This is a genomic window from Bradyrhizobium sp. BRP23 (assembly GCF_020194135.1).
In the GTDB taxonomy this organism is placed as follows: Bacteria; Pseudomonadota; Alphaproteobacteria; order Rhizobiales; family Xanthobacteraceae; genus Bradyrhizobium; species Bradyrhizobium yuanmingense.
Genome location: NZ_JADYVW010000012.1, coordinates 88285 through 109029, shown reverse-complemented (window position 1 = coordinate 109029; position 20745 = coordinate 88285). Strand labels below are relative to the sequence as shown.

At 65.2% G+C, this 20745-nt stretch carries 14 protein-coding genes; 13 read left to right on the top strand and 1 reads right to left on the bottom strand.

The annotated features are described in order from the left end of the window. Positions 1–149: 149 nt before the first annotated feature. Together I6F24_RS28250 and I6F24_RS28245 are read left to right on the top strand one after the other, a co-directional pair. Entirely contained in the window at positions 150–1385 is a 1236-nt protein-coding gene (locus tag I6F24_RS28250) for an LLM class flavin-dependent oxidoreductase (RefSeq protein WP_225152300.1), read from the top strand. Positions 1386–1647: 262 nt separating this feature from the next. After that, positions 1648–3024, top strand: a complete 1377-nt coding sequence (locus I6F24_RS28245) for a cytochrome P450 (RefSeq protein ID WP_225152298.1) — start codon at positions 1648–1650, stop codon at positions 3022–3024. A gap of 128 nt (positions 3025–3152) precedes the next feature. Here the strand turns inward: I6F24_RS28245 and I6F24_RS28240 are convergent, their stop codons facing one another. After that, positions 3153–3992: an SDR family oxidoreductase gene (locus tag I6F24_RS28240; RefSeq protein ID WP_225143049.1), complete on the bottom strand. Its 840-nt coding sequence runs from the start codon at positions 3990–3992 to the stop codon at positions 3153–3155. Between the two features lie 179 nt (positions 3993–4171). On the opposite strand from I6F24_RS28240, the gene I6F24_RS28235 reads away from it, so the two are divergent. From I6F24_RS28235 to I6F24_RS28185, 11 genes are all read left to right on the top strand, one after another. Beyond that, on the top strand, positions 4172–5137 hold the full coding sequence (locus tag I6F24_RS28235; RefSeq protein ID WP_057025911.1) for an HWE histidine kinase domain-containing protein: 966 nt from the start codon (positions 4172–4174) through the stop codon (positions 5135–5137). A 432-nt stretch (positions 5138–5569) separates the two neighbouring features. Then, entirely contained in the window at positions 5570–7306 is a 1737-nt protein-coding gene (locus I6F24_RS28230) for an EAL domain-containing protein (RefSeq protein WP_225152296.1), read from the top strand. Between the two features lie 270 nt (positions 7307–7576). Beyond that, complete coding sequence (locus tag I6F24_RS28225) at positions 7577–9019, top strand: sigma 54-interacting transcriptional regulator (protein ID WP_225152294.1); 1443 nt, start codon at positions 7577–7579, stop codon at positions 9017–9019. Between the two features lie 245 nt (positions 9020–9264). Continuing rightward, positions 9265–11298, top strand: coding sequence for an acyl CoA:acetate/3-ketoacid CoA transferase (locus I6F24_RS28220; protein WP_225152292.1), 2034 nt, complete (start codon positions 9265–9267; stop codon positions 11296–11298). Positions 11299–11402: 104 nt separating this feature from the next. Next, positions 11403–12587, top strand: a complete 1185-nt coding sequence (locus tag I6F24_RS28215) for a substrate-binding domain-containing protein (protein ID WP_036002387.1) — start codon at positions 11403–11405, stop codon at positions 12585–12587. Between the two features lie 200 nt (positions 12588–12787). Continuing rightward, positions 12788–13564 carry an ABC transporter ATP-binding protein gene (locus I6F24_RS28210; protein WP_225152290.1) on the top strand — a complete coding sequence of 259 codons (777 nt, stop codon included), beginning with the start codon at positions 12788–12790 and terminating at the stop codon, positions 13562–13564. After that, positions 13561–14283 (top strand): ABC transporter ATP-binding protein, encoded by a 723-nt coding sequence (locus tag I6F24_RS28205; RefSeq protein ID WP_109142068.1) that lies wholly within the window; start codon positions 13561–13563, stop codon positions 14281–14283. Before I6F24_RS28210 ends, I6F24_RS28205 begins: the two co-directional genes overlap by 4 nt. After that, the gene (locus tag I6F24_RS28200) at positions 14280–15290 is read left to right on the top strand and encodes a branched-chain amino acid ABC transporter permease (RefSeq protein WP_036002397.1); all 1011 of its coding nucleotides are present in this window, start codon (positions 14280–14282) and stop codon (positions 15288–15290) included. The genes I6F24_RS28205 and I6F24_RS28200 overlap by 4 nt, the downstream gene beginning before the upstream one ends. Beyond that, positions 15287–16372: a branched-chain amino acid ABC transporter permease gene (locus I6F24_RS28195; RefSeq protein ID WP_225130158.1), complete on the top strand. Its 1086-nt coding sequence runs from the start codon at positions 15287–15289 to the stop codon at positions 16370–16372. The genes I6F24_RS28200 and I6F24_RS28195 overlap by 4 nt, the downstream gene beginning before the upstream one ends. Before the next feature lie 172 nt (positions 16373–16544). Beyond that, a complete protein-coding gene (locus I6F24_RS28190; RefSeq protein ID WP_225152288.1) occupies positions 16545–19655 on the top strand; it encodes an EAL domain-containing protein in 3111 nt (1036 codons plus the stop codon). Further along, complete coding sequence (locus tag I6F24_RS28185; protein ID WP_225152287.1) at positions 19655–20692, top strand: diguanylate cyclase; 1038 nt, start codon at positions 19655–19657, stop codon at positions 20690–20692. Before I6F24_RS28190 ends, I6F24_RS28185 begins: the two co-directional genes overlap by 1 nt. Positions 20693–20745 lie beyond the last annotated feature (53 nt).

The window sequence follows — 20745 nt, the reverse complement described above, 5'->3', positions numbered from 1 at the left end:
CGCGAAGCGGGCGAGGACTACGCAACGTCTCGCTTGCCACCGCGCATGCCTGCATTCCACCGCGCGGGACATCGCGTGATTGCGTTCGTGCCGTCAGGCACGTAGCCTGACACGACCAACAAACAGAAAATTCAGCCGGAGAGACCGCCATGGCGCGCCTGAAGTTCGGAGCCTTTCTTGCCCCGCATCACCCGATCGGGGAGCATCCGATGCTGCAGTTCCGGCGCGATCTCGACCTGGTCGAGCAGCTGGATGCGCTCGGCTATGACGAGTTCTGGTGCGGCGAGCATCACTCCTCGGGCTGGGAGATGATCGCCTCGCCCGAGATGTTTCTGGCTGCGGCCGGCGAGCGCACCAAGAGGATCAAGCTCGGCACCGGCGTGGTGTCGCTGCCCTATCACCATCCCTTCAACGTTGCCCAGCGCATGGTGCAGCTCGACCACATGACCGGCGGCCGCGCCATTTTCGGCTCCGGACCAGGCGCGCTCGCCTCCGACGCGCACACGCTCGGCATCGATCCGATGACGCAGCGCGACCGCCAGGACGAGGCGATCGGCATCATCCGCCGCCTCTTCAACGGCGAGCGCGTCACCGCCAAAAGCGACTGGTTCACGATGAACGACGCCGCGCTGCAGATCCTGCCCTTGCAGGAGGAGATGCCGTTCGTGGTGGCCTCGCAGATCTCGCCCTCCGGCATGACGCTCGCCGGCAAATACGGCATCGGCATCATCTCGCTGGGCTCGATGACGACGCAGGGCCTGATGTCGCTGCAGCAGCAATGGCAGTTCGCCGAGGATGCCGCCAAAAAGCACGGAACCACGGTGCGTCGCGCCGACTGGCGCGTGCTCTTGACCTGGCACATCGCGGAAACGCGTGAACAAGCCCGTCGCGAGGCCGGCGCCGGGCTGATGCGCTGGCACAACGAATATAATGTCGGCACGCTGCAGCGGCCGGGCCTCACCGCGTTCTCCTCGCCCGACGAGGCCGTCGACAAGACCGCCTTCGTCGAGGGGGCGGCGTCCACCATCGGCACGCCCGACGATCTCGTCAAGACCATCAAGAACGTGATGCAGGTCTCCGGCGGCGTCGGCGCCGTCATCGGCTTCGTTCACGACTGGGCCAATCCGGAAGCCACCCGGCGCAGCTGGGACATGGTGGCGCGCTACGTCGTGCCGGAGATCAACGGCTATATCGACGGGCTGCGCAGGTCGCAGAAATTCGTGATCGAGAACCGCGCGATCTTCGAGCGTGCGGGCCAAGCCGTAATGGCCAAGATCATGGAGAATGAGAAGGCCGCCGAGGCTCTGAAGGTGACCGGCCCCGGCCGCGTCGCCATTCCCGCCGTCAACGCGCCGGATCTGCAGAAGGAAGCGGCGAAGCGGTAGGCACTCCACTCGTCGTCCCGGGGCGCGCGCAGCGCGAGCTATGATGCGCAATTGCGCATCTGAGGACCCATAACCACAGGATGCGGATTTACGAAGACTCGGAGCTACCAGCCTCCGCACCAAAACTCCTCCCTGTGGTTATGGGTCCCGCCTCTGCGGGGACGACGGCGGTGGGAGTGACGATTTTGTGCGCAAGACGACCGCAGCTCATCGCGGCCGGATCGTGCTATGTTTGCGGGGCCAGCGAACCGGAGCAATCGTCATGTCGATGCAGAATGTGGCCGCCCCTGCGCTTCCGTTCACTCCGCCCAGGCGCAACGAGCTGACCCACATTCCCGGTGACGAAGGCTGGCCGATCATCGGCAAGACCTTTCAGGTGCTCGCCGATCCCAAGGGCCATATCGAGGCGAACGGCGCCAAATACGGTCTGGTCTACCGCACGCACTTTTTCGGCGAGACCAACGTCGTGCTGCTCGGGCCCGAGGCCAACGAGCTTGTCCTGTTCGACCAGCAGAAGCTGTTCTCCTCGACCCATGGCTGGGACAAGGTGCTGGGGCTGTTGTTTCCGCGCGGATTGATGCTGCTCGATTTCGAGGAGCATCGCCTGCATCGCAAGGCGCTCTCGGTCGCGTTCAAGTCCGGGCCGATGAAGTCCTATCTCGGCGATCTCGACCGGGGCATTTCCGCGCGCGTCGCGCAGTGGAAGGCGAAGCCGGGCGAGATGCAGCTTTATCCGGCGATGAAACAGCTTACGCTGGATCTCGCCGCGGCCTCGTTCCTCGGCGCCGATATCGGGCCCGAGGTCGATGAGATCAACCGCGCCTTCGTCGACATGGTGGCCGCCGCCGTCACCCCGATCCGCCGCCCCCTGCCCGGCACCCAGATGGCGCGAGGGGTCAAGGGGCGCAAGCGCATCATCGCCTATTTCCGCGAGCAGATTCCGCTGCGGCGCGGCAATCACGGTGGCGACGATCTGTTCTCGCAGCTCTGCCGCGCCACGCACGAGGACGGCGCGCTGCTGTCGGACCAGGACATCATCGACCATATGAGCTTCCTAATGATGGCCGCGCACGACACGCTGACCTCGTCGCTGACCTCCTTCATCGGCGAGCTCGCCGCCAATCCGGACTGGCAGGACCGGCTGCGCGCGGAGGTGCTCGCGCTCGGCCTCGCCTCCGGCGCGCCGACCAGCTTCGACGATCTCGAGAAGATGCCGCTGACCGAGATGGCGTTCAAGGAAGCGCTGCGGCTCAAGCCGCCGGTGCCGTCGATGCCGCGCCGCGCGATGCGCGATTTCAGCTTCAAGGGTTTTGCGATTCCCGCCGGCACGGCGATCGGCATCAACCCGCTCTATACCCACCACATGAAGGAGATCTGGCCGGAGCCGGACCGTTTCGATCCCATGCGCTTCACCGAGGACGCACAGCGTGGCCGTCACCGTTTCGCCTTCGTGCCGTTCGGCGGCGGCGCGCATATGTGCCTAGGCCTGCACTTCGCCTACATGCAGGCGAAATGTTTCGCGCGGCATTTCCTGGAGAATATCGAAGTGTCGCTCGCGCCAGGCTACAAGCCCGACTGGCAGATGTGGCCGATCCCGAAGCCGCGGGACGGGCTGCGGGTGACGGTGAAGGCGGTTTAGACGCCGATCTCGTAGGGTGGGCAAAGCGAAGCGTGCCCACCACGTTTCTCCGGGTGCACACATCGATGGTGGGCACGGCGCGCGAAGGGCGCGCCTTTGCCCACCCTACGGCACCATCGCCGGAGCTGCTACGCCCCCTGATCGAACGCCTTGCGCAGGGCCACATAGCCCTGCTGCTGTTGACTCCAGTTGCGGCCGCCGGTCATGGCGCCGTCGACGACGAGGTCGTGGCCGTTGATGAAGCTGGATTCGTCGCTGGCCAGGAACACTGCGGCCTGGGCGATATCTTCAGGAAGACCCGCGCGGGGGATCGGCTGCGCGGTCTTGTAGACTTCGCGCATCACCGCCGGCGTCTTCTCGGCGGCATCGGTCGAGAGCCCCAGCGCCTTGCCGAAGATGCCGGTCGCGATCGCACCGGGCGAGATCGAATTGACGCGAACATTGGATTCGCCGAGCTCCATCGCCACGCATTTGGTGAGATGGATCACCGCCGCCTTGGCCGCGCCATAGACCATCGACGACGAGAAGCCGGCGAGGCGGCCGGCAATGCTGCCATTGTTGATGATGCTGCCGCCGCCCTGCTTCTTCATGTAGGGTGCGGCGTGCTTCATGCCGAGCATGACACTGCGCACCAGCGTCGCCATCGCCGCATCGAACCGCTCGACCTCGAGGCCTTCGATGCCGCCGGTCTGCGCCGGCCCGCCGGCATTGTTGAACAGGCAATCGACCCTGCCGAACTTGTCGACCGCGAGCGCGATCAGCGCCTGCATCTGCGCTTCGACGGTGACGTCGGTCTGACGGAAGACGCAGCTTTCCCCGAGCTGCTGCGCCAGCGCCTCGCCTTCCGGTACGCGCCGGCCTGCGATCACAATTTTGGCACCTTCGGCAACGAAGACTTCCGCAGTGCGCAATCCGATGCCGCTCGTCGCCCCCGTGATCACCGCAACCTTGCCGTCCAGCCTGCCCATGGAATGTTCCTGTTTTCGAGTGATTTGATGCCAAATGGCGAATGCCGGCCGCCGCCGTCGCCGCAGCGGTCACTATTCCTGCCCGCTTCCGACAAGGCAAGCTATGCTTGTATGGGCGGCATGCGTAACATCCTCACGGGCCGCTCGACCGTCGAACGCCTATCGCAACCAGGCAGTGCATGAGGAAGCTGATCGAGGAGTTCCGCAAGGGCTGGCAGGGTGCGGCGCCGCCCTCGCTCGCTCTGAGCATCGGCTTTGCGGTGGTCTGCCTGTTGGCTGCAACCCTGGTCCGCTGGGGCCTCGCTCAGGTTCGTCCCGACATCTATTTCACGCCGTACTTCCCGGCCGTCTTCTTTGCTGCGGCCCTGGGCGGATTCCGGATCGGCATCGTGACGGCGCTCGTCGGCGGCGTGCTCGGCGTCGCGCTGAATTTCGGCGATGCGTTTGCCGATCGCGCGCGGTTTGTCCTGCTGGCGCTTTACTGGACCGTGTGCGCGATCACCATCTGGGGTGTCGAGCACTATCGCACCATGCTGGCCGAGCAGCGCCGAATTTCCAGACGCCTGATCGAGGAAGAAGATTATCGCAAGCTGCTGGTCGAGGAGCTCCAGCATCGGCTGAAGAACAAGCTGTCGACGGTGCATGCCGTGGTGCACCAGGTGTTGCACGACCAGCCGCAGGTCTGGGCCCGGGTCGATCCGCGGCTGCGCTCGCTGGCCGCAACCGATGATTTGATCTCGCGGATCGACAAAGCCGGCTGCGACATCCGCGACCTTCTGATCTCCGAGCTCGGGCCTTACGGCCATGTCCGCTTCACGCTCAACGGCGAGCGGCTGTTCCTGCCGCCCAAGCTCGCGGTCACGCTGTCATTGATGTTTCACGAGCTTGCCACCAATGCAGGCAAGTACGGCGCATTCTCCTCACCGCGCGGTCTGTTGCAGGTGTCATGGACCATCACCGACGACCGCCTGACGATCACCTGGGACGAAACCGAAGGACCGAGCGTGGACAAGGTTTCGGAGCCCGGCTTCGGCACCAAGCTCTTGAAGTCGGCACTGTCGGCTTTCGACGGCAAAACTGAGATCTCGTATCTGAAAACCGGGCTGCATTGCATCATGCAGTGCCGAATTCCACGAAGCGAGTAGACGTCGCAACATGTAAGGTGTGCTCCTTGCTGCCCGCGCGGTGGCGCAATCGCGTGTGGCACTTGCGCGACCTGAGCAAGCGCCTCGTCCTTCGAGACGACCGCTTCGCGGTCTCTTCAGGATGAGGCTAAGCGGCATCGGTGCTCGGGTGATATCGCGCAGCGCACTCCGGCCCTCATCCTGAGGGCCCGCCCACGGCGGGCGTCTCGAAGGATGGCCGCAGGCGAAATCGCTCCCACGCGGATACTTCGCTGTTTCGCCGAGCGCGTTGACGCTCCGTTAATGACGATCGCCAGCGCGCGTCGGATCGTCGCAAGTTTTCTCCAAAACACCCCCGTATTTCTCCTGACCCCTTAACCAAACTTAAGAGGGAACCGCGGAAGATCGCGCTCATTGCAAAGGCGCGCTGAAACAACAAGATTCATGACTTCTATGAACGACAATCAATATTCCGGCGCGACTGAAGCCGAGCTCGGTTTTCTCAAGGAAATCGTTAGAATGCTGCCGGCCGGCCTCACCGTGCAGGACGCGCATGGCGAGTTGCTGCTGGTCAACGATGCCGCCGCCGCGCAGCTCGGCCTGGACGGCAGCCGTCCTTCACCCGATCTGACGCCGCGGCGCGAGGCCTGCCGCCAGGCCCTGAGCGACGGGCAGCCCGTCGTGACCGAGGAAGCGCTTCACGTCGGCGCCGCGCGAAAGGTGCTGCTCACGACCCATCGCCCCGTTCGTCTCGACGGACGCGAGCTGCTGATCTCGGCATCCTCCGACATCACCGAGCAGAAGAATTTCGAGGACCAGCTGTTCCGCTCGGCCTATTTCGACGAGCTGACCGGGCTGCCCTCGCGCCGCGTGATCGAGCACCGCGCCAATGCCCTGCTCGCGCGCGACGACGGCGGCGAACGCTTTGCGTTGGCCTTCCTCGACGTCGACAATTTCAAGCACATCAACGACTATTACGGCCACGCCGTGGGCGACGCGCTGCTGGTCGAGCTGGCGAAGCGGCTCGGACGGGACTTGCGCGATTCCGACATACTCTCGCGCATCTCGGGCGACGAATTCCTGCTGCTGCTGTCACCGGTCCAGAGCCAGGAGGAAGTCGCCGAATTCATGCAATCGACGCTGGAGCGGCTGACCGCGCCGTTCTTCATCGACCATTCGGAAGTGTTCGCCTCGACCTCAGTCGGCATCAGCCTCTATCCCGACCATGGACGCAGCTTCGAAACGCTGCGGCAGAACGCGGACATCGCGATGTACCGCATCAAGAACAATGGCAAGGGACTGGCCGCCTTCTTCGATGCCAGCATGGAGCGCGAGGCGCAGGCGCGGATGAAGGTCGAGCAGTCGCTGCGGCTCGCCATCCTGGAAAAGCGCTTCTGCTGCGCCTTCCAGTCCAAGGTCGACATCCGCACGCAGGCCGTGAAGGGCATCGAGGCCTTGGTGCGCCTGCGCGACGACGAAGGCGTGATCCAGGCGCCCGGCTCGTTCATCAATCTTGCCGGCGAGCTCGGCCTGATCGACGAGCTGACCCATCTCGTGCTCGCCGAGATCGTCAAGTCGATCGACCTGATCAACGACACGTTCGGCCCGGAAGCGACCATCAGCATCAACGTTGCCGCCAAGCAGGCCGGCAATCCCGAATTCATGCGCAGCTTTGCGCAGGCGCTGGAGGAGACCGGCTTTCCGCAGCGGTTCATGATCGAGGTGACGGAAGATGCTTTCGTCGCCAAGAATCATTTTCAGGACGAGATCCTGCCGATGTTCCGCAAGCTCGGCGTCGGCGTCTCCATCGACGATTTCGGCACCGGCTATTCCTCGCTCTCGGCGCTGGCCGACATCACCGCCGACGAGATCAAGATCGACCGCTCCTTCATCACCGACATTCATAATCGTCCGCGCAGCCAGGGTATCCTGCGCGCGATCGAATCCTTGAGCGAGGCGCTCGGCATGACGGTGATCGCCGAAGGCCTCGAAACCTACGAGGAGCTGGCCTATCTGCAGGCGGCGACCAAGATCCGCTACGCGCAGGGCTATTATTTCTCCCGGCCGATCTTCCTGGAGGAGCTGAAGCTCGCAACGCCCGCCTCGAGCGATGCGCGGGTCAGCGTGGCAAGCCGCCCGGCGCAACAGAACCGCCAGGGCTATTCGCGGGCGAGCGGGTACCGGCGGTAGGGGCGGCGCGACACATACCGCTGTCGTCCCGGGGCGCGAAGCGAGCCCGGGACCCATACCCAAAGGGAGCAATTTAGCGAAGACTGGGGGTGGGAGCGTCGCGCAGCACTGCGTCCTGTGATTATGGGTCCCGGGCTCGCGCTTTGCGCGCCCCGGGACGACAGCGATTGCTGAGCTGGGTTCAGCGCCCATTCCTCCTTTGGCGCCATTTCTCCCTTTGAAATCGCTACACTTTTGCTAATACACGGGCGGACCTCCCCGAGGTATCTCATGCCTGCCGCCGCCTCCTCGATCAACGATCCCGCCTATCTCCGCGCGCGCGCGATGGAGACGCTGTTCGAGCGGCTGGAGAAGCTCTGCGAGGGCGCGATTGCGATCGATCGCGGCGGGCGCGTCGTCTACGTCAACGAGAAATATCTTGCCGCGCTCGGTCTCGACCATGCCAGCGAGGCGATCGGCCGGTCGATCGAGGAGGTCATCCCGAACAGCCTGATGCGGAAGGTGGCCGAGACCGGCGAGCCGATCCTGCTCGACATCATGGAGCTCGGCGGCGAGCAGCTCGTCGTCACTCGCATGCCGATCGAGGACGAGAACGGGACGGTGATCGGCGCGATCGGCTTCGTGCTCTATGATCATCTCGAAAGCCTGAAGCCCCTGCTCGCCCGCGTCGCCCAGCTCGAGAGCGATCTGCGGCTGGCGCGGCGGCAATTGTCCAACGCCCGCGGGGCGCGCTTCACCTTTGCCGATTTCGTCGGCACGACGCCGGCGATCGCGCGCGCCAAGGAGATCGCCAGCCGCGCCGCGCGGCAGAGCGTCACCGTCCTGCTCACCGGCGAAACCGGCACGGGCAAGGAGATGCTGGCGCAGGCGATCCACAACGCCTCCTCGCGCGCCGACAAGCCGTTCGTCAGCGTCAACGTCGCCGCGATCCCCGAGACGCTGATCGAGTCGGAGTTCTTCGGCACTGCGCCGGGCGCCTATACCGGCGCCGACCGACGGGGACGCGAGGGCAAGTTCCGCATTGCCGACGGCGGCACGCTGTTCCTCGACGAGATCGGCGAGATGCCGCTGCAATTGCAGGCCAAGCTGCTGCGCGTGCTCCAGGAGCGCGAGATCGAGCCGCTCGGCTCGGACAAGATCACCAGGGTCGACGTCCGCGTCATCGCCGCGACCAATGTGGACCTGCGCAAGCGTGTCAGCGACGGCGCATTTCGCGCCGATCTCTACTACCGGCTCAACGTGCTTTCAGTCGACCTGCCGCCGCTCCGCCACTGCCTCGACGATCTCCCCGATATCTGCGCCCGGCTGCTCGACGACATCAGCGCGTCGGGCGACTACGTCAAGGCGAAGATCACGCCGAGCGCGCTCGCTGCGCTCGCCCGTTACGATTGGCCGGGCAATGTCCGCGAGCTCCGCAACATCCTCGAGCGCGCGCTGATCCTCAGCGATTCCGGGCGGCTGACCGGCGAGGATGTCGCCCGCATCCTCCCCATCGGCACCGAGGTCAGGCTTGCACCGGCCGAGCGCCCGGCCGGATTGGTGGTACCCTATGCCGAAGCCGAGGCCGAGTTCGAGAAGCAGACGCTCGAACAGGCGCTCGCCGCCAGCAACGGCCAGATCACCGAGGCCGCCCGGATGCTGCGGATCTCGCGCGCGACCTTCTACAAGAAGCTCGCGAAATTCGGCCTCGCCTCGGGATCGGCGCCCGTCTGAGTTTCGAGACACCGGACTGTCCGGAGTCTCGGATTCCGGACACCGCACCCGGCTGCTCTTCCGGGACAGATTGCAGGCAATTGCCGCAGATTTCAGCGGTTTTGCGCGAAGCTGCGGGATCTGGCGCGGACCTTGCTCTCCGCTTTGCCGTCTTTCCTTCGCGAGGAGCAACCTGTTCCGGGGCAGCGCTTCGCGATAAGATCAAGCACAACAAGGCCTACGGTCCAGGGAGCGGGAGGAACGCCGTGAGCCATCATCCAGCTCTGCCTTACTTGCGCAACTCCGAGAAGGGCAAGGTCGTCTCGGCGAATGAAGCCGTCATGCTGATCCGCGACGGCGACACGGTGGCGACCGGCGGCTTCGTCGGCATCGGCTTTGCCGAGGAGATCGCCATCGCACTGGAGGAGCTCTATCTGTCCCATGAGGGCGATGCGCCCTATACGCAAGGCAAGCCGCGCAATCTAACGCTGGTCTACGCGGCCGGGCAGGGCGACGGCAAGCAGCGCGGCCTCAATCATTTCGGACATGAAGGCCTGGTGCGGCGCGTGATCGGCGGGCATTGGGGCCTTGCGCCGAAACTGCAGCAGCTCGCGATTGCGAACCAGATCGAGGCCTACAACCTGCCGCAGGGCGTCATCACGCACCTGTTCCGCGACATCGCCGCGCACCGGCCCGGCCACATCACCCGTGTCGGCATGGGCACCTTCGTCGACCCCCGGCACGGCGGCGGCAAGCTGAACGCACGCACCACCGAGGACCTGGTGGAGCTGATCACGCTGCGCGGCGAGGACTGCCTGCTCTACAAGACCTTCCCGATCGATGTCGGGATCATCCGCGCCACCACCGGCGATCCCGACGGCAATCTCACCATGGAGAAGGAGGCCCTGACGCTGGAGGCGCTTGCCATCGCCATGGCGGCGCATAATTCCGGCGGCATCGTCATCGCCCAGGTCGAGCGCGTCGCCGAGGCCGGCAGCCTCAATCCGCGTCAAGTGAGGATTCCCGGGATCCTCGTCGACTGTGTCGTGGTGTCGAGGCCCGAGAACCACTGGCAGACTTTCGGCACGCAATACAATCCGGCCTTCTCGAGCGAGATCCGGGTCCGCGCCGCCTCGCTGCCGGTGATGCCGATCAGCGAGCGCAAGATCATCGCCCGGCGCGCGGCGCTGGAGCTGAAGGCCAACAGCGTGGTCAATCTCGGCATCGGCATGCCCGAGGGGATCGCCTCGGTCGCCAATGAAGAGCGGATCATCGACCTCATCACGCTGACGGCGGAGCCGGGCGTGATCGGCGGCATCCCGGCGAGCGGCATCGATTTCGGCGCGGCGATCAACACGCAGGCGGTGATCGACCAGCCCTACCAGTTCGACTTCTACGACGGCGGCGGTTTGGACGCCGCCTTCCTTGGGCTTGCCCAAGTCGACCGCACCGGCAACCTCAATGTCAGCAAGTTCGGGCCGAAGCTCGCAGGCGCTGGCGGCTTCATCAACATCAGCCAGAACGCCAAGGAAGTGATCTTCGTCGGCACGTTCGGTGCGGGCAAGCAACGCATCGCGGTAAAGGACGGCAAGCTCGTCATCCTGGACGAGGCCACGTCGCGCAAATTCGTCGAGAATGTCGAGCACGTCACCTTCAGCGGCCCGTTTGCCGCCGCACGCAAGCAACGCACCCTTTACGTCACCGAGCGCTGCGTGTTCGAGCTCCGGGAGGACGGGCTCGAGCTCGTCGAGGTCGCGCCCGGCATCGAGATCGAGCGCGACATCCTGCGCCTGATGGACTTCAAGCCGCTGATCCCGCGCGACCCCGCCCTGATGGACGCGCGCATCTTCGGCGACGGCCTGATGGATCTGCGCGAGCGCCTGCTCACCATCCCGCTCGACCAGCGCTTCACGCTGGACGAGCAGCAGAACCTGTTCTTCGTCAATCTCGAGCGCTATCCGCTGCGCAGCAAGGCGGAGATCGACACCATCGCCGCCATCGTCGAGGCCCGCCTGGCGCCGCTCGGACGCCGCGTCTACGCCATCGTCAATTATGACAATTTTTCTATCCTGCCGGAACTGATGGACGATTATTCGGCCATGGTGCGCAGCCTCGTCGACCGCTTCTATTCCGGCGTGTCGCGCTACACCACGTCGGGTTTCCTGCGCATCAAGCTCGGCGAAGCCCTGGAGAAGCGCGGCGTCGCGCCGCACATCTTCGAGAGCGCGGAGGAAGCGCAGTCGGACTGGCGCCAGGTCGAGGCCGGCGCGGCGCGCAATGCGAGCCAGGCTCAAAAATGATGCATGCTCTCGCTCCGGCGCACGCCGCCGGAAGGATCAATTGCAATGTTCGTGACGTTGTGCAAATCGCTGTTGGCAGAAACTTTACATCAGGAGGGACCATCGTGCGTCGATCACTCATCATAACAACAACCATCCTCGCGCTCGGCGCGGGCACCTCCGCGCTCGCCGACGATCTCAAGATCGCGCTGATCTACGGCAAGACCGGTCCGCTCGAGGCCTACGCCAAGCAGACCGAGACCGGCCTGAAGATGGGATTCGAATACGCCACCAAGGGCAGCATGACGCTCGACGGCCGCAAGATCGTCATCATCACCAAGGACGACCAGGGCAAGCCGGACCTCGCCAAGGCCGCGCTCTCGGAGGCCTATCAGGATGACAAGGTCGATATCGCGATCGGCACGACCTCGTCGGCCGCGGCGCTCGCCATTCTTCCCGTCGCCGAGGAGAACAAGAAGATCCTGATCGTCGAGCCCGCGGTCGCGGACCAGATTACCGGCGAGAAATGGAATCGCTACATCTTTCGCACGGCGCGCAACTCCTCGCAGGACGCGATCTCCAACGCGGTCGCGATCGGCAAGCAGGGCGTTACCGTTGCGACGCTGGCGCAGGACTACGCCTTCGGCCGCGACGGGGTCGCCGCGTTCAAGGAAGCGCTCGCCAAGACCGGCGCGACGCTCGCGGCGGAAGAATATGCCCCGACCTCGACCACCGACTTCACCGCGGTCGGCCAGCGCCTGTTCGACGCGCTGAAGGACAAGCCGGGCCGCAAGGTGATCTGGGTGATCTGGGCCGGCGCCGGCAATCCGCTGGCCAAGCTCCAGGACATGGACCCGAAGCGCTACGGCATCGAGCTCTCCACCGGCGGCAACATCCTGCCGGCGCTCGCCGCTTACAAGGGTCTGCCCGGCATGGAAGGCGCGACCTACTACTTCTATGAGATCCCGAAGAACCCGGTGAACGACTGGCTCGTCGCCGAGCATCAGAAGCGCTTCAACGCGCCGCCGGACTTCTTCACCGCGGGCGGCTTTGCGGCTGCGATGTCCGTCGTCGCTGCCGTCACCAAGGCGAAGTCGACCGACACCGAGAAGCTGATCAGCGCGATGGAGGGCCTGGAGTTCGACACGCCCAAGGGCAAGATGGTGTTCCGGAAAGAGGACCATCAGGCGCTGCAGAGCATGTATCACTTCAAGGTCAAGGTCGATCCGAACGTCGCCTGGGCCGTGCTCGAGCCGGTGCGCGAGCTGAAGATCGAGGACATGAACGTTCCGATCAAGAACAAGCGGTAAGCTTTCTTGCTTCACCTCTCCCGCTCTTGTCCGCCGAAGCCTTGGCGAAGGCGGATGCGGAGAGGCCGGGAGAGGACTCCTTCCTCTTGGGGGTTCTCGCCTGCGGAGACAGCCCTCTCCCCGACCCTCCCCCGCAAGCGGGGGAGGGAGCGCAGCGTGACCTGCGGATCTATCTCGTTTCATCATTTGCCAGACTCTCCATGCCGCTCACCCTCGAAACCCGCGACCTCACCATCCGCTTCGGCGGCCATGTCGCGGTCAACAATGTCTCCTGCACGTTTCGCCCGGGCGAGCTGACCGCCATCGTCGGGCCGAACGGCGCCGGCAAGACCACCTATTTCAATCTGATCTCGGGCCAGCTGCGGGCATCCGGCGGCAGCATCCTGTTCGACGGCGCCGACATCACCGAGCATTCCGCACCAATGCGCACCCGTGCGGGTCTCGGACGTGCTTTCCAGCTCACCAATCTCTTCCCGAACCTCTCAGTGGAAGAGAATGTCCGCCTCGCAGTGCAGGCGGCAGCGGGCACGCATTACGACATGCTGCGGCCCTGGATGGTGCGCCGCGACCTGATCGCGCGCGCCGACGCCATTCTCGACCAGGTCGCGCTCGGCAATCGCCGCGGCGTCACTGCGACCGCGCTGTCGCATGGCGACCAGCGCAAGCTCGAGGTGGCGCTGATGATCGCGCTCGAGCCAAAAGTCTTCATGTTCGACGAACCGACCGCCGGCATGAGCATCGACGAGGTGCCGATCGTCCTGAACCTGATCGCGCAGCTCAAGCAGGACAAGAGCAAGATCATCCTCCTGGTCGAGCACAAGATGGATGTGGTGCGCTCGCTCGCCGACCGCATCATCGTGCTGCATAACGGGCAGCTGGTGGCGGACGGCGTACCTGCGGAGGTGATCGCCTCGCCGATCGTGCAGGAAGCCTATCTCGGCGTCGCGCCCAAGAACGCTGCAGGGAGCGCAGCATGAGCGATCTCCTCAAGCTTTCCGGCGTGCACACCCATATCGGGCGCTATCACATCCTGCAGGGCATCGATCTCACGGTGCCGGAAGGACAGGTCACGATGCTGCTCGGCCGCAACGGCGCCGGCAAGACCACGACGCTGCGCACCATCATGGGGCTGTGGCAGGCCTCGAAAGGCGAGATCACCCTGGCAGGCCAGCGCATCGAGAGCCTTGCGACGCCCGACATCGCGCGGCTCGGCGTCGGCTACGTGCCGGAGAGCATGGCAGTGTTCTCCGATCTCACGGTGAAGGAGAACCTGGTGCTGGCGGCGCGCGACGCGCCGCTCGACGACAAGCAGCTGGATTGGATCTTCGGCTTCTTCCCGGCGCTGCGCCGCTTCTGGCTGTCGCGCGCGGGAAGCCTGTCGGGCGGGCAGAAGCAGATGCTGTCGATTGCGCGCGCGATCGTCGAGCCGCGCAAGCTGCTCCTGATCGACGAGCCGACCAAGGGCCTCGCGCCCGCCATCGTGATGGCGCTGATCGAGTGCCTGAAGGAGATCAAGCGCAAGGGCGCCACGATCCTGATGGTCGAGCAGAATTTCTTTGCCGCCCGCGAGCTCGGCGACAACGTGCTGGTGATGGACAACGGCACCATCGTTCATCGCGGCGAGATGGCGGCACTCGCCGCCGACGTGCCGCTGCAGGAGCGGCTGCTCGGCCTGAGCCTGGAGGCGCATCAGTGACAGACCTTGCCGCAACCGATCCGCTGCCGAAGCCGAAACGCGATCTCGCGCCGATCCTGCTGCCGCTCGCGCTCGCGCTGCTGATGATCCCGCTGATCGGATCGACCTCGTCCTGGCTGACGCTGACCGTCGCGAGCCTCGCCATGGGCATGATGATCTTCATCATGGCCTCAGGGCTAACGCTGGTGTTCGGCCTGATGGACGTGCTCAATTTCGGCCACGGCGCCTTCATCGCCGTCGGCGCCTATGTCGCGACCCTGGTGCTGGCGCCGTTCGCGGCGTCCATCCAGGCCGATTCGCTCTGGATGAACCTCGCGGTGCTGGGGCCAGCCGCGCTGCTCTCAATGGCGGTGTCGGGTGCGCTCGGCCTCGTCGTCGAGCGCGTGCTGATCCTCCCCGTCTACGGCCAGCACCTGAAGCAGATCCTGATGACCACCGGCGGCCTGATCGTCGCCGAGCAGACGCTCTATGCGCTGTGGGGGCCGCAGATCATCCCGATGCCTCTGCCGGCCTCGCTCCGCGGCTCCTTCATCATCGGCGACGTCGCGATCGCCAAGTACCGCGTGCTGGCGATGCTGATCGGGCTTTCCGTCTTCATCGCGATCCAGCTCGTGCTCAACCGCACCAAGCTCGGCCTCCTGATCCGCGCCGGCGTCGAGAACCGCGAGATGGTGGAGGCGCTCGGCTACCGCATCCGCCGCCTGTTCCTCGGCGTGTTCATGACCGGATCGGCGCTGGCCGGCCTCGGCGGCGTGATGTGGGCGCTTTACCGCGAGCAGGTGCACGCCTCCATGAGTGACGACCTCACCGTCCTGATCTTCATCGTCGTCATCATCGGCGGGTTGGGATCGATCGGCGGCTGCTTCATCGGCGCCATCCTCGTCGCCATGGTCGCCAATTACGGCGGCTTCCTGGTGCCGAAGCTCGCCCTCGTCTCCAACATCCTGCTGATGGTCGCCATTCTGATGTGGCGGCCGCGCGGCCTCTATGCGGTGACCAGCCGATGATGATCCTCTCAGGCGATCCGCCGCGCAGCCGCGTCCTGACGCTCGTTCTCGTCGTCATCATCCTGGCGCTGGCGGCAACGCCATTCCTGTTCCCGGGCGCCAAGGCACTGAACGTTGCGGCCAAGATCTGCATCTTCGCAGCCCTCGTCGCCTCCTACGATCTCCTGCTCGGCTATACCGGGTCGGTGTCGTTCGCCCACACCATGTTCTACGGCATCGGCAGCTACGCGATCGCGATCGCGCTGTACGGCATGGGTCCGAACTGGGCCGCGGTCGCCACCGGCATCGTCGCCGGCCTGCCGCTCGCAGCCCTGCTTGCGCTCGCGATCGGGCTGTTCTCGCTGCGGGTCGCTGCGATCTTCTTCGCCATGATCACGCTTGCGGTCGCCTCGGCCTTCCAGGTGCTGGCCTCGCAGCTGTCCTGGCTGACCGGTGGTGAGGACGGGCGCAGCTTCCAGCTGCCGGAGCTGCTGCGCCCCGGCACGGTGCTGATCTCCAAGAACCTGTTCGGCTTCGAGATCAACGGCCGCATCCTGACCTTCTACCTGGTGTTCGCGATCTCGGCCCTGATGATCCTCGCGCTGCTGCGCGTCGTGAACTCGCCGTTCGGGCGCGTGCTCCAGGCGATCCGCGAAAATCGTTTCCGGGCCGAGGCGCTCGGCTTCCGCACCGTGTTCCACCTCACCTACGCCAACTGCCTCGCCGCCCTCGTCGCGGCCAGCGCCGGCATCCTGAATGCGCTGTGGCTGCGCTATGCCGGTCCCGACACCTCGCTGAGTTTCTCCATCATGCTCGACATCCTGCTGATGGTGGTGATCGGCGGCATGGGCACGATCTACGGCGCGATCATCGGCGCCACCATCTTCATCCTTGCCCAGAATTATCTGCAGTCGCTGATGGGCGTCGCCTCCAAGGCGGCGGGCGAAGCCGGGCTGCCGTTGCTGCCGGGGCTGTTGCATCCCGACCGCTGGCTGCTGTGGCTCGGGCTGCTATTCATCGCCAGCGTCTATTTCTTCCCGACCGGCGTGGTCGGACGGCTGCGCCATGGCGGCGGCAAGAAGACCGCCGGCGCCTCGCATTAACCGATGATTCGTGATGCGGCGCGGCGTTTGCGGCGGGCGCCGCACAACCGGCGCGATACAAGCGCGGCTACATATTGGCGCCATCACGCAACCGGATTAACGCTCAGGTAACTGGTTTTCCTAAGGTTTGCGCCATTTGTGCGGTGTATTCCTGTTCTTCCAGGGAGGGGGAATGCGCCAGGTCTTTGCCAAGGTAGCAGCCGGAATGTCTCTAGCCGCGAGGAACGGCTGGGAGGCCTTGGCGCGCCGCGGTCCTGTCCTGTGGCTGACCTTGTGCGGCGTATTTCTGGTCGCGGGCATTTTCATCGTCACGGCCATGGCGGTCGGCGAATTCCGCGAGCGGACCCTCGCCAACCGCGAGCGTGAGCTCGAAAACACGGTGAAGCTGATCGCACGGCATTTCGATCAGCAATTCGAGGATTCCGACGCCGTCGCCGCCGACCTGATCGGGCAGATGAACCTGCCTGAGATCACCTCGCCTGCGATGTTCCGCGAGCGCATGTCCGGGCCTGCGGCAAACCAGATGCTGCGCAGCAAGATCAGCTCCGTGTCGTATCTCGGCGACATCGCGATCTACGATGCCGAGGGCGATCTGATCAACTGGTCGCGGGCCCAGCCGCTGCCCAAGATCAACGTCTCCTCACGCGCCTATTTCAAGACATTCAAGCTGAATACGCAGTCCGAGCCGGTGCTTCTGGAATCGGTCCGCAGCTTCATCATCAACAAATGGACCACGATCGTCGCACGCCGCTTGAACGGCGCGGACGGCACCTTCCTCGGCGCGATGGTCCGGCGGATCAATCCGGACAGCTACCAGCACTACTTCGCCTCCGTCGCCCTCGGCGAGGGTACGGCAATCTCCCTGTTCGACCGCGAAGGCAAGATGCTGGCGCGTCATCCGCATCGCGAAGAGCTGATCGGGCGGAACTTCAGGGATGCGCCACTGATGCAGAAGGTGCTGGCGCAAGGTGGTCATCAGAGCCACCGCGGCAACAGCCCGATCGACGGCGAGGAGCGGCTCGGTTCGGCCGCCTCGCTGAAGCACTTTCCGCTGGTCATCATCGCCACCAACACCACAGCGGCCGCGCTCGCGGACTGGCGCCAGCAGACCGGCTTCCTGGTGGCGACCGCTGCCCTCTCGGCCGCCACCATCGCGCTGATCCTCTATCTGATCATCCGCCAGATCAACCGGCAGAACCGCGAAGCCCAGCAGCGCATCGAAGCGGAGCGGCTGCGGCTCGACACCGCCCTCAACAACATGTCGCAAGGGCTGATCCTGTACGACGCGGGCGGCACCATCGTCACCTGCAACCGCCGCTACGCCGACATGTTCGGCCTGTCCCACGACGTCATCAAGCCCGGCTGCCACATCCGCGAGGCGATGTATCATCGCAAGGAGCGCGGCGCATTCGATGGCGATGTCGAAGCGTTTTGCGCCGACGTCATGAGGGTCGTCGCCGAAGGCACGGTCTCGACGAGAACGCATCAGCTGGCCAACGGCCGCGCCTTCCAGGTCATCAACACGCCGCTCGCGCAGGGCGGCTGGGTCGCCACGATCGAGGACATCACCGAGCAGCGCAATCTGGAGCAGGAGCGCGACCGCAACTACACCTTCCTGCGCGAGATCATCGACCATATCCCGTCACGGATCACCGTGAAGGATGCCCGCACGCGGCGCTACCTGCTGGCCAACCAGGTGGCCGAGCAACAACTCGGCGAAACCAGCAAGACGATCGTCGGCAAGACCGCGTTCGATCTCTATCCGGCAGAAACCGCCGGGATCATCACCCGGGACGACGACAAGCTGCTGCAATCGCCGGACGGGCTGTTCCTGGACGAGCACGTGTGGACCACGCCAAGCATCGGACGGCGCTACATCACGTCCACCCGGATCGGAATCCGCGACAGGTCGGGCGAGCCGCGCTACATCATCAATGTCGTCGAGGACGTCACCGAGCGGCGGCGCGATCACGAGAAGATCGCGCATATGGCGCATTACGACGCGCTGACCGACCTGCCGAACCGGGCCCTGTTCCGCGAGCAGATCGAATGCGAGCTGGAGAAGGTCGCCGAAGGCGGCCAGTTTGCGCTGCTATACATCGACGTCGACGAGTTCAAGGGCATCAACGATTCGCTCGGTCATCACGTCGGCGACGAGCTGTTGAAGGCGATAGGCGGCCGTCTGCGCGGCTGTCTCAAGCAGGGCGATTTGATCGCGCGGCTCGGGGGCGACGAATTCGCCGTGATCCAGACCGACATCGGGTCTTCCGCCGACGTGCTGTCCTTCGTGAAGCGGATCTACCAGGCGATCCGGCAGCCTTATCATTGCCTCGGCCATCAGCTCTCCACCGATGCCAGCATCGGCATCGCGCTGGCACCCCAGGACGGCGCCGATCTCGATCAGCTGGTCAAGAACGCCGACCTCGCGATGTACGGGGCCAAGGCCGAGGGGCGGCGCACCCACCGCTTCTTCGAGCCCGCAATGGATGCCTGCGCCAAGGCACGCCTCAGCATGGAGCAGGATTTACGCCAGGCCCTCGTCAACGGCGGCTTCGAGATTCACTATCAGCCGCTGGTCGACCTGCGCTCGGGTGAAGTCTCCGGCTGCGAGGCGCTGCTGCGCTGGCGCCATCCCCAGCGCGGCATGGTGTCGCCGGCGGAGTTCATTCCGGTCGCCGAGGACACCGGCCTCATCACCGAGCTCGGCGACTGGGTGCTGCGCACCGCCTGCAACGAGGCCGCGACCTGGCCGGCGCATGTGCGCCTCGCGGTCAACGTCTCGCCCGTGCAGCTCAAATGCGACACGCTGGCGCTGCGAATCGCGGGCGCGCTCGCCGCCTCCGGCCTCGACCCGCGCCGGCTCGAGCTCGAGATCACCGAGGCCGTGCTGATCCGCGACGACGAGGCGGCGCTCTCGATCCTGCACCAGTTGCGGTCGATCGGCGTGCGCATCGCGCTCGACGATTTCGGCACCGGCTATTCCTCGCTGAGCTATCTGAAGCGCTTCCCGTTCGACAAGATCAAGATCGACCGCTGCTTCGTCGTCGACATCGCCGAGGCGAGCGGCTCGCCCATCATCGTGCAGGCGGTGGTGAACATCGCGGCCGCCAGCAGCATGACCACGGTCGCCGAGGGCGTCGAGACCGAGGCGCAGCGCGACATGCTGCGCGCGCTCGGCTGCACGCAGATGCAGGGCTATCTGTTCAGTGCACCGAAGCCGGCCAGCGAGGTACGCAAGCTGTTCGGTACCTCCGATGGCTTGCCCGTGGCTGCGGTGGCCTGATGCCGAAGTCGCGCAAGGCGCTCGATGTCGCCGATTCCTACGCCGTCCGGCTGATGCAGCACCTCGTGGTGCCGACCTTCGTGATTGACCCGAAGCGCCGCGTCGTGATCTGGAACAGAGCCTGCGAGCGGCTGACCGGCGTCGGGGCCGCCGAAGTGATCGGCACCAGCAAGCACTGGCAGGCGTTCTACGAGACGAAGCGCCCTTGCCTTGCCGACCTCGTCGCCCTCGACCGGCCCGAGCAGTTGCCGGAGTATTATTCGGAATATGCCGCGCGCGGCCACAACGGGCTCGGCTTCTCCGCGGAGAACTGGTGCGTGATGCCCAAGCTCGGCAGCCAGCTCTATCTCGCCATCGACGCCGGCCCGATCCACGACGAGGCCGGCAACCTGATCGCGGTGGTGGAGACTCTGCGCGACCTCACCGACCAGAAGCGCGCCGAGATGGCGCTGAAGGAGCTCGCGACCAAGGACGGGCTCACTGGCCTCGCGAACCGCCGCGCCTTCGACCAGATGCTGCTCGGCGAATGGGCCCGCGCCCAGCGCACGCAGAAGCCGCTGGCGCTGCTGTTCGTCGACGTCGATCATTTCAAGCTGTTCAACGACCAGCACGGCCATCAGAGCGGCGACGAGTGCCTGCGCGCGGTCGCTTCTGTCGTCAACCGGCACGCAGTGCGCCCGCTCGACCTCGCCAGCCGCTATGGCGGCGAGGAGTTTGCGCTGATCCTCCCCGACATGGATTGCGACAGCGCCTGCATGGTGGCCGAGGCGATCCGCTGCGCCGTGATGGCCTTGGCGATCGCCCATGGCGCGATCGGCGCCGGCGACCACGTTACCCTCAGCGTCGGCGTCGCAAGCCATATTCCCGGCGGTGCCGACGGCGGCCCCGACCGGCTGCTCGGCGCGGCCGACGAGGCGCTCTATGTCGCCAAACGCCTCGGCCGCAACCGCGTCATCTGCGCCGAACGGGTTTTGGCCGAATTCGCCGCCCTCGGCGGCAAGCCGGTTCCGGACCCGGTCAAGCGCAAATCGGCCTGAAGCGCGCTTCCATCGAGAAGCGGTTGCCCGCCCCGCGCCAATCGGCTAAATGA

Coding starts and splice junctions, on each gene's coding strand:
- I6F24_RS28240 (WP_225143049.1), bottom strand. CDS start 3,992: ATGGGCAGGCTGGACGGCAAGGTTGCGGTGATCACGGGGGCGACGAGC.
- I6F24_RS28235 (WP_057025911.1), top strand. CDS start 4,172: ATGAGGAAGCTGATCGAGGAGTTCCGCAAGGGCTGGCAGGGTGCGGCG.
- I6F24_RS28185 (WP_225152287.1), top strand. CDS start 19,655: ATGCCGAAGTCGCGCAAGGCGCTCGATGTCGCCGATTCCTACGCCGTC.
- I6F24_RS28230 (WP_225152296.1), top strand. CDS start 5,570: ATGAACGACAATCAATATTCCGGCGCGACTGAAGCCGAGCTCGGTTTT.
- I6F24_RS28190 (WP_225152288.1), top strand. CDS start 16,545: ATGCGCCAGGTCTTTGCCAAGGTAGCAGCCGGAATGTCTCTAGCCGCG.
- I6F24_RS28225 (WP_225152294.1), top strand. CDS start 7,577: ATGCCTGCCGCCGCCTCCTCGATCAACGATCCCGCCTATCTCCGCGCG.
- I6F24_RS28250 (WP_225152300.1), top strand. CDS start 150: ATGGCGCGCCTGAAGTTCGGAGCCTTTCTTGCCCCGCATCACCCGATC.
- I6F24_RS28195 (WP_225130158.1), top strand. CDS start 15,287: ATGATGATCCTCTCAGGCGATCCGCCGCGCAGCCGCGTCCTGACGCTC.
- I6F24_RS28205 (WP_109142068.1), top strand. CDS start 13,561: ATGAGCGATCTCCTCAAGCTTTCCGGCGTGCACACCCATATCGGGCGC.
- I6F24_RS28245 (WP_225152298.1), top strand. CDS start 1,648: ATGTCGATGCAGAATGTGGCCGCCCCTGCGCTTCCGTTCACTCCGCCC.
- I6F24_RS28210 (WP_225152290.1), top strand. CDS start 12,788: ATGCCGCTCACCCTCGAAACCCGCGACCTCACCATCCGCTTCGGCGGC.